Here is a 14,616-nt window from a genome sequence, read left to right as displayed (position 1 = left end):
AATTTATATTTTATCGATTATGAAACGAATTGTATTGTTATTATCTTTTATCGTGTGCTGCGTGATGAGTGTGTTTGCTAAGGCAGATGTAACATTAAAGAGCGGTTCACTTTCTCCATTAAAGACCTCAAAAGCAAAAGTTTATGTTGTTTGGGACTATAGTCATGCAACATTAGAAGGTAAGGATGCGAAGGCTTTCTTGAAAGAGAAAGGCAAAGAGTGGGAGCGTGATTATCAGTCAGAACTTGAACGTGCAGAAGCAAACTTCATGGAGCGCTTCAATGATAAAACGAAGAGTGTGACGATCACGGATAAGAAGAGTGAAGCTGACTATACCATAGTTATTGAGGTGAAAGACTTCCATTATGGTAGTACTGGTGTCTCTGTCCTCATAGGCTTTGGTGCTGGTGATGCTCACATGAGTGCTCTGATGAACTTCTATGAGAAGAACACGAAGCAACCATTTGCTGTTATTGATGTTGATGGAGTTGCTGGTGCAGGCTACGGTAATGAGAAGCGCCGTATTGAAACCTATCGCGAATTGGCTGAACAAGTTGTTAAGCTAATAAAGAAGGCAAAGTAAACATAACGCTTTTTGTGATATAAGATATGAGAAAGATTATCATATTGATGTTTCTGTCAATTCTGAACCTATCTTGTATTGCAAAGGTGAAGTTAGAGAGTGGCAGTCTTTGTTGCCTGAAAGGTGAGAAGACGGTTGCTGTCTGCTTAGATTTGACAAGGATTAAATACAATAAAGATCTCCCTTTTAAGGATTTCTTATCGCTTGGAAGAAGAGTAGCTGATTGGAAAGAACGCTCTCTTGACTATTTTGTTAAAGAGTTCAATGACGAATGTTATAAGCGTAATCTTAGTGTAACGACTCATTCCAGAGGCACTAAATATATCCTTGTTCTGACCCCATTGGTTGTTTATAAAGACGGAAGTATTAGTGGTAATGCTTATTTACGTGAGGTAGGTTCCACAAAGCTAGAGGCAACGATGGCGTTTAAGTCTGACGATGGCGATAATGATGACCCAATAACATTTAAGGATCCGATGGATGAATTAGGTGAATCTTTCGCTAAGTTATTTATAAGAGAAATTAAAAAGGCAAATAAATAAGGATGAATCTATTCCAATCAGAAAGTGATAGATACACTCAGGAACAGCTCTCTGCACGTGAGGCACAACGTCTTGCAGAGTATATTGCATGGGGACCAGTCATCTTTCAGGTGTCTCGCCTGATGGTGAAATGGGGTATTCTGGATGCGCTGCGTGATAGTTTAGAGGGTTTGACATTGGATGAACTGGTGAGACAAACGCAACTCTCAAAGTATGCTTTGAAGGTTTTGCTCGAGGCTTCACTGAGTGCGGGGACTGTTTTGGTGAATAAAGATACAGACCGCTACACCATATCTAAGACAGGTTGGTTCCTACTCAATGACCCTGCTACACGTGTAAATATAGACTTCAATCATGATGTCAACTATCGGGGCATGTTCTTTCTCGATGAAGCATTAAAGGAGGGGAAGCCAGCAGGACTCAAAACCCTTGGCGACTGGCCAACAATCTATGAAGGATTGTCAAAACTTGATAAGCAAGTGCAGGACAGTTGGTTTGGCTTTGACCATTTCTATAGTGACCATTCCTTTGACAAGGCGTTGGAGGTTGTGTTCAGTAAACATCCTAAGCACTTGATGGATGTTGGTGGAAATACTGGACGTTTTGCTTTGCGCTGCGTTGAGTTCGATTCTGACGTCAATGTTACCATCGTTGATCTACCAGGTCAGATTGGAATGATGAAGAAGAATATTGAGGGGAGAGATGGAGCAGAACGCATCAATGGCTACTCCACAAATATCCTTGACGAAAACAATGGTCTACCACAAGGGAATTGGGACGCTATCTGGATGAGCCAGTTCCTTGACTGTTTCTCAGAAGAAGAAATCTATAGTATTCTTGTTCGGGTCGCCAAGGTGATGAAGAGGGATTCCACCTTATATATAATGGAGACCTTCTGGGACCGACAAAAGTATGAACCAGCATCACTATGCCTAACTATGACAAGTGTCTATTTCACTGTTATGGCAAATGGAAATAGCAAGATGTATCATTCTGATGATATGATCAAGCAGATTGAAAGAGCTGGATTGAAGGTTGTTGAGACCCATGATGGTATTGGACAAGGACACACAATATTGGAAGTAAAGTTGAAATAAATAGTATAAATTATAACGTATAATGGAAAGAAAAGAAATTGAAGAGAAAGTAAGAAACTTCCTCATAGAGGATCTTGAGATTGATGAAGAGAACATTGCACCAGAGGCAAGGCTGAAGGATGACCTCGGTATTGATAGTCTGGACTTTGTTGATATAGTCGTTATTGTCGAGAAGAACTTCGGTTTTAAGATTAAACCAGAAGAGATGCAGGGAGTTGTTACCTTATCACAATTCTGCGACTATATAGAAAGTAAGGTTGGCTAACACAACATTTGGTAGTGGCTGGATGCATCGATTATTGATACAATCGTTGCGTTGGTTGGATGTGAGGATGGTTTATTTAGTCACATCCCTCTTCGTTATACCAGTCTGTCTGCTACTGAATACCAATCATAGTAGGACCTCATCCTATCATTTCTACCGTTATCGCTTACGCTATGGGCGTTTGCGTGCGGCATGGAGTGTTTATGTCAATCACTGTTTGTTCAGTCAAGTAGTGGTAGATCGCTTTGCAGTCTTTGCTGGTAAACATTTTCATTTGGATATCGAAGGGTATGAGAACTTTCGCCTGTTAGAGTCAGAACCGAAAGGATTCATGATCTTCAGTTCCCATATTGGCTGTTATGAGGTGGCTGGTTACTCTCTTATCTCAAAGACAAAACGCTTCAATGCGTTAGTCTTTGGGGGCGAAAAAGCCACTGTGATGGCAGGGAGACAGGAAGTTTTGGGTCATCATAATATCCGTATGATACCTGTTAAGGAGGATATGAGCCATCTTTTCCTTGTGAATGAGGCTTTGGATAACAATGAGATCATGAGCATGCCAGCCGACAGAATTATTGGTTCAGCCAAGTTTGTAATGTCTGTTTTTATGGATGCTGAGGCTCGTTTTCCTGCTGGTCCACTCTCTGTAGCTACAATGAAAGGGCTGGACGTCCTCGCAGTCAATGTCATGAAGACGTCTGCTAAGCATTATAAGGTATATGTAGCACGTCTTTCTTACGACAAGCAAGCACCTCGTCGACAGCAGATGCAGCAATTAGCTGATAGTTATGTGAAGGAACTTGAACGCAGAGTGCGACAGTATCCTTTGCAATGGTTTAATTTCTATGACTTCTGGTCACGTTAAGTTGATGATAAAGAAGATGGTAATTTTTGATGTAGAGAATCCTTCTGAAGAGGAACTTCGTGCGATAGATGTACATGTCTTACTGCCACAACAGGAGCCTTTCGTAATGATTGGAACACTGGTACATTTTGATAAGATACTTACTGTTACGGAGACTGAGGTGCAGAAAAGCAATATCTTTGTAGATGATGATTGTTTTTCAGCTTCGGGTTTGATGGAGAATATCGCCCAAACCTGTGCAGCCCGCATAGGATATGTCAATAAGTACATCCTAAAAAAGGGAATCCAATTGGGCTTTATCGGTGCAGTTCGTAACTTTGAAATCATTGATTTACCCCATGTTGGAGACGTCATAACGACTCGTGTAGAGGTAAAAGAAGAAGTGTTTGGTATGACATTGGCTGAAGCATGCATAACATGCGGCGATAAAGTGATTGTTACATCAGAGATAAAGATAGCCGTTAAGGAGCAAGAAGGCGCTTGAAAAAGGAAGATTTTCTGTATTAAATGAAAGAATTAAAAGCATCGAAAACGTTTGCAGTTCGCTTCAGTGAGGTTGATTCCATGAATGTTGTATGGCATGGTTCTTATCCTCTTTACTTTGAAGATGCACGTGAAGCATTTGGGAAGCAGTATGGATTGGAGTACATGGGATTCTTTGATCATGGCTATTTTGCGCCATTAGTCGACCTCTCCTTTCACTACAAGAAGCCAATTAGATATGGGATGACGCCTCGTATAGACATTATCTATCGTCCAACAGAGGCTGCAAAGATAGTCTTTGACTATGAGATTCATGATGCGGAAGATGACAGTCTGATAGCAACAGGACACTCCGTACAGGTGTTTATGGACCTCAACTATCAGTTAGTGTGGGATAATCCTCCATTTTATCAGCTGTGGAAAGAACGCTGGGGACAGGTGGATAAGAATTAATAATGTACAGGAAAGGATAAGAAGAAATCATGGTTTACGTTTTAGCTGATAATATTATCTCTCCTCTGGGCGACACATCAGAGGATAATTACCAGGCTGTAAAGGCTGGTAAGTCGGCTATTCGTGCCTATGCTCCAATGACGGATGGTATCCCAGACGGTTTCATCGCATCCTTGATGTCAGCCGACTTTGAAGACTTAGTCTTTCGTTCTGCAGGCAAGGCCATTGATAACTCGGGTATTAATGTAGCCGATGACCGTTCCGTTTTCATTCTAAGTTCTACTAAAGGGGTGATAGAAAGATTAGGGGAAGAGGCCGACGAAAATCTATATTTGGGTGAGACTGCCCAACGAATTGCCACTCGGTTAGGTTTTACAACCCATCCAGTAGTGGTATGTAATGCTTGTATATCAGGTTGTGCAGCAATAATCTTGGCTTCTCGACTGTTACAGTTAGGAGTGTATGATCATGCTGTAGTCTGTGGAGCTGATAGTCCTCAACGCTTTATTATCTCTGGTTTCCAGTCACTTAATGCCATGTCGACGGAGACTTGTAGACCTTTCGACATAGAGCGTCAGGGTCTTAATTTAGGTGAGGGCGCAGCAACAGTGGTACTGTGCAATCGTCTTCCCTCTGGTACTTCAGCTATTGGTAGGTCTGATAATCGGGTTTGGACGATAGGACATGGATATGTAAAAAACGACGCTTTTCATATCAGTGCACCATCGAAGACGGCAGAAGGACTGCTTGAAGCCTTACAGCAGACGATGGGAAATGTTGAGAAAGATGATTTAGCTTTCGTCAATGCACACGGAACTGCTACGCTATTCAATGACCAAATGGAGTCTATTGCTATTCAGCGAGCAGGCCTTTCTGATGTTCCTGTCAATGCTTTAAAGGGTTATATCGGTCATTCTTTAGGTGCAGCAGGAGTCTTTGAGACCATTCTCTGTATGAAATCTGTCGATGATCACACCATCTTAGGGACTCGTGGATATGACGAAATAGGCGTCTCTGGTAAAGTTATGCTGTCTGCAGAGCACAGTCCAACCCATAAGACAGGGTTTATCAAGATGCTTTCAGGCTTTGGCGGATGTAATGCTACTCTCTATGCGAAGTCTGTTGAAAGCTCTTTTGTATCTTTAAAAGAAAGGAGAGAGCGTGTCCCTTCAGTATTCAGAAAGATGCATCATGTGCGTATCAGTCCTGAAGGAGCATGGCTTGATGGTAGATTTCTCCCTGTTGATGGTGAACCAAACGAGAAGAGTTTGCTCACAACAATCTATAAAAAGATGATAGGAGACTATCCAAAGTATTATAAAATGGATGGTCTCTGTCGGTTGGGTTTCATTGCTTCAGAGCTCTTGTTGCAGGCAGAAAAGACGGAAGGAATATCTATAAAAGAACATCAAAGGAACCGAGGAGTGGTACTTTTCAATCGCTCTTCATCTATTTCCTCTGATAAAAAATACTTAGCTTCAATTGCAGACAAGGAGAATTATTTCCCAAGTCCGTCCGTCTTTGTGTACACCTTACCGAATATTGTTACTGGCGAGATTGCCATTCGCAATGACTATCATGGTGAGACATCTTTCTATATTCTGCCTGAAAAGAATGAAGAGCAGATGCAGACATTGATACAAACGGCTTTCTTAGACCGCCAAACAACAAGCTTATTGACTGGATGGATAGATTATGAAGACCGTGAACACTATGAAGCCGATATGTATATAGCATCTATTAATAAGGTGTAATAATTAACAATAAAACAGAAAAATCATATTATATATAAAATAGACATAACAATGAACGAGTTAGTAAAAGAACTAAAGGACGAGATTATAGAGGCTTTGAACCTCGAAGAAATGACAGCTGACGACATTGATGAGAACGAGCCTCTCTTCGGTGAAGGTCTGGGATTAGACTCAATCGATGCTTTGGAGTTGATTGTTCTTTTGGAAAAGAAGTACGGTATCAAGCTGGCAGACCCTGCTGAAGGTAAGAAAATCTTCACCAGTGTGGCTTCTATTGCCGACTATGTCAGCAAGAACCGAAAGAAATAAAGCTACTTTGTGGGTAATAATATCGAACGGATAAACCAATAAAATGAATATTGCAGTTACTGGCGAAGGCATAATCTCTGCTATTGGCTTTAACAAACAAGAGGTGTTACGGTCATTGATAGCGGAGGAGAGTGGCATTGGGATGCTAAAGCATCTTCAATCAGTTCATCATGAATTGCCTGTAGGAGAGGTTGATTTGGCGAATGAACAGATGAAAGAGATGCTTGGGATCCCTGTCTCTCAGATGATGAGTCGTACAGCCTTGATGGGTACCATTGCTGTTCGCCAGGCATTAATGGATTCTGGAATCAGTGTCGATGACATCCTTGCACGTAAGAAAAAGGGTGAAAGTCTGCGCATAGCACTTGTCTCTGGGACAACAGTAGGTGGGATGGATATCACTGAGATCTACTTTGATCATATTGCGGAAGACGACAATGTATCCTTCCTTCGGCATCATGATTGTGGTAGTTGCACGAACACTATGGCTGATTACTTTGGTATCTTCACGGAAGTAACGACTTTGTCTACTGCGTGTTCTTCTGCAGCTAATGCTATTATGTTTGGTGCACGACTGCTGAAAGATCATCAAGCTGACATCGTAATAGCTGGTGGTACTGAGTCTTTATCTCGCTTTCACCTCAATGGTTTCAATTCATTGATGATTCTTGACCATGAGCGTTGTCGTCCGTTTGATGCTACAAGGGCTGGTCTGAATTTGGGTGAAGGTGCGGCTTTCGTTGTATTAGAGTCAGAGGAGTCTGCCAATAAACGTGGTGTAAATGTCCATGCATATCTTACGGGATATGGTAATGCCTGTGACGCATATCATCAAACAGCATCGTCTGAAGATGGCGAAGGCGCTTATCTTGCTATGAAAGAGGCCTTGGACATGGCACATCTCACTCCGAAAGATATTCAATATGTTAATGCTCACGGAACAGGAACACCTAATAATGACCAAAGTGAGAGTGTTTCCTTACGTCGAATCTTTGGCGATGAGATCCCGTTGATATCCAGCACAAAGTCTTTTACTGGTCACACTACGAGTGCGTCAGGAAGTATTGAGGCTGTTATCTGTATCTTAGCGATGCAGAACCATTTTATCCCTGCCAACTTAGGTTGGGCACATCAGATGGAGAAGGGTATTACTCCGACCTTAGGCAAACAGAGTGTCACGTTGGAAAACGTACTCTGTAACTCTTTTGGTTTCGGTGGTAACGACTCTGCTTTATTGTTTTCTGCCCATCCAACAACCATAGAAGAACCAGTTGGAACAGGGAAAGATATTAAGGTCTTGTCCCGTGTTGAACTTATTTCAGAGGAACAGTTGAAAGACATTCGTAAGTATGTCAAGCCTTTAGAGGCACGTCGCATGGGCAAAATCATGAAGAGTTCGTTGCTTTCTTCTTTGGAAGCATTGTCCCAAGCAGGCGTTGAAAAACCTGATGCCATCATCACTGGAACGATGTATGGTTGTTTGGAATATAGCGAGCGACTGTTGGAACAGATGAAGGAGGAGGGTGAGACAATGCTGAAACCCACTTACTTCATGCAAAGTACACATAATACCATAGGTAGTAATATCGCCATTAAAACGCACTGTCACGGCTATAATGTTACCTATACACAGGGTACGGAATCTCTGTCGTGGGCATTGCGTGATGCAGAGATGCTACTAAAAGAAGGGAAAGCAAAGACAGTTCTTGTGGGATGTCACGATGAGAGTACTCCACTTTTTAATTCATTATTGAAGCGGGATGGGGCAGAAGAGCAGCCTTCAATCCATGCTATCGCAATGGTATTATCATGTGGCGAGTAGTTATCTTGTCCGTTATTCAGAGTTCTCTGTTGGCAGGAGGGCAGGTGTTTTTGAAGTTTGCACTTCAGAAAATGCTCCCTTTTGGCTGGACTCGTACGTTCTGGTGTAGCCTTTTATTGAATTGGCAGTTTGCTTGTAGTGGACTGTTGTTTGGTTCAAGTTCCATACTTTGGATGTATATCGTTAAGCATTACCCTCTGAGTGTGGCTTATCCGATGATTAGTTTGAGTTATGTATTTGGACTTCTTGCGGCAATACTCTTTTTCCATGAGTCCGTTTCTGTGATGAAGTGGGTAGGAGTGAGCCTGATAATATTAGGCTGTTGCTTGATTGCCAAGTAGAAAAATAAGATGTAAAATGAAAAAGTTATTGTTAATTTTGGTGGTGTTCTGTATCACCACGACGACTGTTTCAGCACAAGCTGTCAGTGAAGCAAAGATAAGACAGCAGATAGAAGCTGCTGCAGCAAGTATGAAAACCATGCAATGTGATTTCGTTCAGACGAAGTTTCTCCGCATGTTGAATGATAAGATGGTGTCACGTGGTAAGATGTATTACCAGCAAAGTGATAAACTCCGTTGGGAGTACACCTCGCCTTATGCCTATGCTTTCGTACTGAATGGCTCACGTGTTCTGATCAGTAAGGGCAATCGCAATGATGTTATCAATGTCAATCAGAGTAAGTTTTTTAAGGAGATAGCACGCATAATGATGAACAGTGTTGTGGGAAAAGCCCTCAATGACAAACGTGATTTCAAAGTTAGTCTCTCTTCATCAGCAACCGAGTATGTCGCTACTCTCTATCCACAGCAGAAGCAGATGCAGCAGATGTTTCAGAAGATTATCCTTCATTTCAACCGTCAAAAGGCCATGGTTGCCAAGGTTGAACTTATAGAAAAGCGTGGCGATTGTACAGTTATTGAAATGACGAATGTAAAAGTAAATAGTCCTATTAATGCGAAAGTATTTACTGTTAATTAGTATTCTACTGCTTTCCCTCGCTTCTCTGACGGTACAAGCACAGGATAGTCTTATTGTTCAACAGGCTCCTTTGTCGGATAGTATAGGCTGTAAAACAAGGTATGCAACTACGATTGAACTGTCAAAAGGCTATCTCAGCGGTATTACTATCATGGTACGTGAGGCAGATGTTTATCATGGTGTCTTGTTCAATGAGTTTGGTATCACGGCATTAGAGTTCACTTATCAGCCTCAGACGAAGAAAGTAGAGTTGATAGAGGTCATTGCAATGCTTGATAAATGGTATATCCGTCGTGTACTAAAAAATGACTTACAGTATGTTATGGAGAACCTTATGAAGGGTAATCCAACCTATAAAGATGAGAAATATCACATCAGTTACAAGTTTTCAGTGATGAGTAATGATGAAAATGCCAGTATAGAGGAAGGAGAGAACGATGCAACTAAAGAATAATTTATATAAGATAATTCGCAAGGAAGAGGTAGATCGTGTTGTGAATTACACCATCGAGCTAAGCCCTTCTTGTGTTATCTATGCAGCCCATTTCCCAGGTGAACCTATTACTCCAGGTGTATGTATCGTTCAAATGGGCAAGGAACTTGTTGAAGAACAACTCTCTGAGCAGTGTTCTACACCCTGTAAGCTGATGATTACAAAGGTGAAGAACGTGAAGTTCCTTTCTGTAATCTCACCCGATGAAACATTACATCTCACGTATCAAGTGAAGAAATTGGTAACGTCAGAGGATGGAGCAAGTGTTGAAACACAGTTGATAGTACTTGCAGAAGAGAAGCTTATGGCAAAGATTTCCTTAGTATTGAGGACTGTATGATGAATGAGGAACTGAAGAAACAATTACGAAATAGAGGTATCTGTGTTATCATTCCCACCTATAACAATGACACAACGATAAAGACAGTAGTGGAGAAGAGTCTGCTCTACTGTGACGATGTCATTGTCGTTACAGATGGGTGTACAGACCGTACTACCGACATTTTAGATGCCATTGATGGTATAACGATAGTGTCCTATCCGCAGAATCGAGGGAAAGGATATGCTTTGAAGATGGGGTTCAGAAAGGCTTTAGAGATGGGTTTCTCCTATGCTATCACTCTTGATGGGGATGGACAACACTATCCAGAGGACATCCCACTCTTCTTGAAAGCCAATCAAGAGTACCCTCAATCCTTGATTATTGGTAGCCGACAGTTGGAAGGTGTCGACCGCTCCAAGGGTAGTTCCTTTGCTAATAAGTTCTCTAACTTCTGGTTTTATGTACAGACAGGAAGGGCATTACCTGACACCCAGACAGGTTATAGGCTCTATCCTCTGCACCGTTTGTGCGGACTGTCATTGCTCACTTCACGCTATGAAGCAGAGTTGGAACTGCTTGTCTTTGCCTCTTGGCATGGTGTCAAGCTTGTCCCAATACCCGTACAGGTTTATTATCCGCCACGCAATGAGCGTGTAAGTCACTTCCGTCCGGGAAAGGATTTTGCACGTATCAGTGTTCTGAACACCGTCCTTTGTTTCTTGGCAGTGGTCTATGGACTTCCCTTACGACTGTGGCGAACACTGATGACCTTTCTTCGTACAGCTTACTCCTTACTCTTTTTCCTCTTTTTCACGCTGGTTGTCTTCACTCCTTTCGTATGGATTTATACGAAAGTCGGTAAGATGACCGAACGTCGTCGTTACCGTTTGCATCAGCTTATCTATCATGCTTCACGCTTTGTGATGATTCATCATGGCATTCCTGGTACGAAATATGAGTATAAGGTGGCTGAAGGTATCGATTTCAACAAGCCCCGTATTATCATCTGTAACCATCAGTCGCATCTTGACTTGATGTGTCAGCTGGTTTTCACACCGAAGATTGTCTTCCTCACCAATGCTTGGGTATGGAACAATCCCTTCTATGGTTCACTCATTCGGAACGCAGAATATCTACCTGTTAGGGAGGGATTGGATGAGATAATGCCCCATTTACGTTCATTGATAGAGCGTGGCTACAGCATAGCCGTCTATCCTGAGGGAACAAGATCTAAGGATTGTCGTATCGGAAGGTTTCATCAAGGAGCGTTCTATATGGCGCGTGAGTTCGGCTTAGAGATCCTTCCCATGATCCTTTACGGACCTGGTAAGATTCTTCCAAAGACTGGTTGGCACCTCCATAAGGGTAAATTCTTCGTTGAAGTGGACAAGCCACTGACCCAAGAGGATCTCTCTGCCATGGGTGATCTGAAGCAACAGGCTTCCACAATGCGCAAGCGTTACAAAGAGAAGTATGAAGAAATAGCTAACAGAATGGAACAATGACACAACAGAAGAAGGTTATCATCATCGGAAGTGGCTTGGGTGGACTGTCCTGTGGGGCTATCCTTGCAAAGAATGGTTATGACGTTACTGTACTTGAACAGGGCGTTCAGGTGGGTGGTTGTCTGCAATGTTTCTCCCGCCGTGGTGCAAAGTTCGAGACAGGAATGCACTTCATAGGCAGTGCAGCACATGGTCAGACCCTTGATAAGCTCATGCGTTACTTGGAGATAGACAAGACTGTGACGCTCTCACAGCTTGATCCTCAAGGTTATGATGTCGTGGCATTGGGCGAGAAAAAGTATGCTTTTGCCAATGGCAGGGAGGCTTTTCTCAAGCAGATGACGGAGTATTTCCCTTCCCAGCATGACAATCTCGTTCGTTATTACGACCTTATTGAGGAGATTGCCAATGCCTCTTCACTCCATTCTCTTAAGTATGCAGACTCTGATTCGCCATTGAATATGGAGTATCAGCTGCGTTCTATCAATGCCGTCATAGAAGAAGTAATCACCGATCCCTTGTTGGCTAAGGTCCTTGTGGGCAACCTTCCGCTCTATGCAGCAGAGAAAGACAAGACGCCTTTTGCCACACATGCCTTCATAATGGACTTCTATAACCAGAGTGCTTTCCGTGTTAAAGGGGGTAGTGACAGTATTGCTACAGCCTTAATGGGTACCATTAACCGTTATGGAGGTGAGGTCCTGACCCGTAAGAAGGTGACCCGTATTATCTGTGATGACACACATGCCGTTGGAGTAGAGGTGAATGGAAAAGACACTTTGCCCTGTGACATCATCATATCTGATGCCCATCCGATGCGTACCTTGGAACTGTTAGACACGAAACTGATTCGTCCTGCCTTCCGCAAACGTATTAATCATATCCCACAAACCGTGGGTGGATTCTCTGTTTATCTACATTTCAAGGAAAAGACGGTCCCTTATCTCAACTATAATTATTATGGTTATCAAGGCGATACACCGTGGGATTGTGAACGGTATTCGCCTGAAAGCTGGCCAAAAGGCTTCCTCTACATGCACTTCTGTCCAGAAGGCGACACGCAATATGCTTCCACGGGCGTCATCCTTTCTTATATGCAGATGGCTGATGTGGAGCAATGGAAGGGCACAAAGGTCGGGAGGAGAGGACAAGACTATGAGGATTTCAAACGCGAAAAGGCTGAACGACTCATCGATGTATTGGAAGAACACTTCCCCAACATACGTACTCAGATACAGAATTACTATACCTCCACACCGCTGACCTATCTTGATTACACTGGGACGGAGGGTGGCTCAATGTATGGCAATGCTAAGGATATCAGTTTGGGCAGTGCTTGTCGTGTTCCACAACGTACGAAGGTCCCAAATCTTTACCTCACTGGTCAGAACATAAATTCCCATGGAATGTTAGGCGTTTTGGTGGGAACGATTGTCACTTGCAGTGAGTTGTTGACGGCAAAGACCATCTATGAACAGATAAAGGAGGCTAACGAATGAAGACAACTGTGATAATTGGTGGAGGACTGGGTGGACTCTTTGCGGGTGCTATCCTTTCTCGTGAGGGTTTTAAGGTCACCGTTTTGGAGAAAAACGACACTGCGGGCGGTGGACTTCAAAACTTTCGACGCTTTGGAATGAAGTTCGATACGGGTATGCATGTCATCGGTGGGATGCGCCCTGGAGGTAATATCTATCGTATCTGTGAGTATCTCGGCATTGCAGACAAGGTGCAGTTGCGTGACGTTGACGATGATTGTACGGACAGTCTCTACTTTGCTGAGGACCAGACAACCTATCATATAAAGAAAGGTAAGGAGGGTTTTGTTAGTTCTCTGGCTGAACATTTCCCTGAAGAACGGACAAATCTTGAAGCATACGTGGATGCTGTACACCGTCTGACGGATGAAACCGACCTCTTTTATCTGCGTCCTTCCAATGATGTCTTTCCTGTTCATTCGGAGGAATTCAACCTTGCTGCTGATGCTTTCATAGCGAAATACATTCAGAACCCTAAGCTTCGCAATGTCGTTGCATACATGAATCCACTCTATGGGGGCATGGCTGACGCAACACCTGCTTATGTTCATGCTATTGTGAGTGTGCTTTACATGCAGGGAGCGAGCCGCTTTGTGGGGGGGAGCGACCGCTTTGCACAGCTGTTAGTGTCTGTTATTGAGTCGGCGGGAGGCGAGGTCAGATGTAACGAGGGTGCAGAATGGGTGGAAGTAAACGACCGTCACGTTGACTATGTACGGTCTACGAAGGGGCACGAGTACCGTGCTGACCATTATATCTCAGCCATCCACCCCTGTACTTTACTTCCTTTGCTGTCTGAAAAAGCGTTCCCCAAGGCTTATCGGACCAGGCTTAACGACATCCCGAATGCCTATTCAGCCTTCTCGGTATATGTGAAGTTCAAGCCAGAGACGTTCCCTTACATCAATCATTCTGAGTATTACATGACCCGATATGATAAGGTGTGGCACTTTGGTGAGCACCATGACACATGGCCGTTGGGCTTTCTTTTCATGACACCTCCTGAAGACAACCAAGGAAAATATGCTGATAAGGCGATTATTACAGCACCAATGATATTTGATGAGGTGGAGAAATGGGCGCAGACCACCGTCGGCAGAAGAGGAAAAGACTATGAGTTGTGGAAGAAAGAGCAGGCGCAGAAACTCCTTGAACGCATAGAAGAGATTCATCCGGGCTTCAATGCTTGTGTGGATAAGGTCAATACGGCATCTCCACTCACCATTCGTGACTATTACGGAGCCAAGGAAGGGACGATGTGTGGCTTCAGTAAGGACTATAAGAACACTGTTCTGTCACAGTTACCAGTAGTGACAAAGGTTGATAACCTGCTGCTTACGGGACAGTATAACAACCTTCCTGGTTTCTGCGGTGTGCCCCTTACGGCAATAAATACCGTTGAGGCGATATTGGGAAGGAACTATGTGATAAGACGACTCAACCCCGATCACGACCAGTCTTAATCCGAACTCTAACCCGTTTCACCCCTAACCGCTCTCCGATAGGACAGGGACGTAGACACTGGGATGCGCCAAACAGGGTGTATGTGGGAGGAGATCAGGATGGATAGGACGACTAAGTGGGATGGATGAGATACATCAAGT

At 43.3% G+C, this 14,616-nt stretch carries 17 protein-coding genes; all 17 read left to right on the top strand.

The window, feature by feature from the left end; genetic code table 11:
• Positions 1 to 19: 19 nt before the first annotated feature.
• Genes AXF23_RS00290 through AXF23_RS00210 form a run of 17 tightly spaced genes read left to right on the top strand, consistent with a single transcriptional unit; the run spans position 20 to position 14,475 of the window.
• On the top strand, positions 20 to 583 hold the full coding sequence (locus AXF23_RS00290) for a DUF4410 domain-containing protein (RefSeq protein ID WP_009011780.1): 564 nt from the start codon (positions 20 to 22) through the stop codon (positions 581 to 583).
• Between the two features lie 26 nt (positions 584 to 609).
• Entirely contained in the window at positions 610 to 1,125 is a 516-nt protein-coding gene (locus AXF23_RS00285; RefSeq protein WP_107623890.1) for a hypothetical protein, read from the top strand.
• Positions 1,126 to 1,127: 2 nt separating this feature from the next.
• Positions 1,128 to 2,222: a FlxJ family methyltransferase gene (locus AXF23_RS00280; protein ID WP_107623889.1), complete on the top strand. Its 1,095-nt coding sequence runs from the start codon at positions 1,128 to 1,130 to the stop codon at positions 2,220 to 2,222.
• Positions 2,223 to 2,244: 22 nt separating this feature from the next.
• Entirely contained in the window at positions 2,245 to 2,487 is a 243-nt protein-coding gene (locus AXF23_RS00275) for an acyl carrier protein (RefSeq protein WP_107623888.1), read from the top strand.
• Between the two features lie 22 nt (positions 2,488 to 2,509).
• Positions 2,510 to 3,352, top strand: a complete 843-nt coding sequence (locus AXF23_RS00270) for an LpxL/LpxP family acyltransferase (RefSeq protein WP_107625743.1) — start codon at positions 2,510 to 2,512, stop codon at positions 3,350 to 3,352.
• A 16-nt stretch (positions 3,353 to 3,368) separates the two neighbouring features.
• Positions 3,369 to 3,836 (top strand): hotdog family protein, encoded by a 468-nt coding sequence (locus tag AXF23_RS00265; RefSeq protein ID WP_233251202.1) that lies wholly within the window; start codon positions 3,369 to 3,371, stop codon positions 3,834 to 3,836.
• 23 nt (positions 3,837 to 3,859) lie between these two features.
• Positions 3,860 to 4,288, top strand: a complete 429-nt coding sequence (locus AXF23_RS00260) for an acyl-CoA thioesterase (protein ID WP_009011785.1) — start codon at positions 3,860 to 3,862, stop codon at positions 4,286 to 4,288.
• A gap of 29 nt (positions 4,289 to 4,317) precedes the next feature.
• A complete protein-coding gene (locus tag AXF23_RS00255; protein ID WP_107623887.1) occupies positions 4,318 to 6,042 on the top strand; it encodes a beta-ketoacyl synthase N-terminal-like domain-containing protein in 1,725 nt (574 codons plus the stop codon).
• Positions 6,043 to 6,081: 39 nt separating this feature from the next.
• Positions 6,082 to 6,351: a phosphopantetheine-binding protein gene (locus tag AXF23_RS00250; RefSeq protein WP_254919384.1), complete on the top strand. Its 270-nt coding sequence runs from the start codon at positions 6,082 to 6,084 to the stop codon at positions 6,349 to 6,351.
• Positions 6,352 to 6,394: 43 nt separating this feature from the next.
• On the top strand, positions 6,395 to 8,173 hold the full coding sequence (locus AXF23_RS00245; protein ID WP_107623886.1) for a beta-ketoacyl synthase N-terminal-like domain-containing protein: 1,779 nt from the start codon (positions 6,395 to 6,397) through the stop codon (positions 8,171 to 8,173).
• Positions 8,161 to 8,514: an EamA family transporter gene (locus AXF23_RS00240; RefSeq protein WP_042856151.1), complete on the top strand. Its 354-nt coding sequence runs from the start codon at positions 8,161 to 8,163 to the stop codon at positions 8,512 to 8,514. Before AXF23_RS00245 ends, AXF23_RS00240 begins: the two co-directional genes overlap by 13 nt.
• A 16-nt stretch (positions 8,515 to 8,530) precedes the next feature.
• Complete coding sequence (locus tag AXF23_RS00235) at positions 8,531 to 9,154, top strand: flexirubin biosynthesis/transport protein LolA2 (RefSeq protein ID WP_107623885.1); 624 nt, start codon at positions 8,531 to 8,533, stop codon at positions 9,152 to 9,154.
• Positions 9,129 to 9,608 carry a hypothetical protein gene (locus tag AXF23_RS00230; RefSeq protein ID WP_107623884.1) on the top strand — a complete coding sequence of 160 codons (480 nt, stop codon included), beginning with the start codon at positions 9,129 to 9,131 and terminating at the stop codon, positions 9,606 to 9,608. Before AXF23_RS00235 ends, AXF23_RS00230 begins: the two co-directional genes overlap by 26 nt.
• The gene (locus AXF23_RS00225; RefSeq protein WP_107623883.1) at positions 9,592 to 9,987 is read left to right on the top strand and encodes an ApeI family dehydratase; all 396 of its coding nucleotides are present in this window, start codon (positions 9,592 to 9,594) and stop codon (positions 9,985 to 9,987) included. The genes AXF23_RS00230 and AXF23_RS00225 overlap by 17 nt, the downstream gene beginning before the upstream one ends.
• Positions 9,984 to 11,474 carry a glycosyltransferase gene (locus tag AXF23_RS00220; RefSeq protein ID WP_199222141.1) on the top strand — a complete coding sequence of 497 codons (1,491 nt, stop codon included), beginning with the start codon at positions 9,984 to 9,986 and terminating at the stop codon, positions 11,472 to 11,474. The genes AXF23_RS00225 and AXF23_RS00220 overlap by 4 nt, the downstream gene beginning before the upstream one ends.
• A complete protein-coding gene (locus AXF23_RS00215) occupies positions 11,471 to 12,973 on the top strand; it encodes a phytoene desaturase family protein (protein ID WP_107623882.1) in 1,503 nt (500 codons plus the stop codon). The genes AXF23_RS00220 and AXF23_RS00215 overlap by 4 nt, the downstream gene beginning before the upstream one ends.
• Positions 12,970 to 14,475, top strand: coding sequence for a phytoene desaturase family protein (locus AXF23_RS00210; RefSeq protein ID WP_107623881.1), 1,506 nt, complete (start codon positions 12,970 to 12,972; stop codon positions 14,473 to 14,475). Before AXF23_RS00215 ends, AXF23_RS00210 begins: the two co-directional genes overlap by 4 nt.
• Positions 14,476 to 14,616: the final 141 nt, after the last annotated feature.

Source organism: Prevotella sp. oral taxon 313 (genome assembly GCF_003043935.1).
Classification (GTDB): domain Bacteria; phylum Bacteroidota; class Bacteroidia; order Bacteroidales; family Bacteroidaceae; genus Prevotella; species Prevotella jejuni.
The sequence above is the reverse complement of the archived record's forward strand: the minus strand, read 5'-3'. Positions and strand labels throughout refer to the sequence as shown.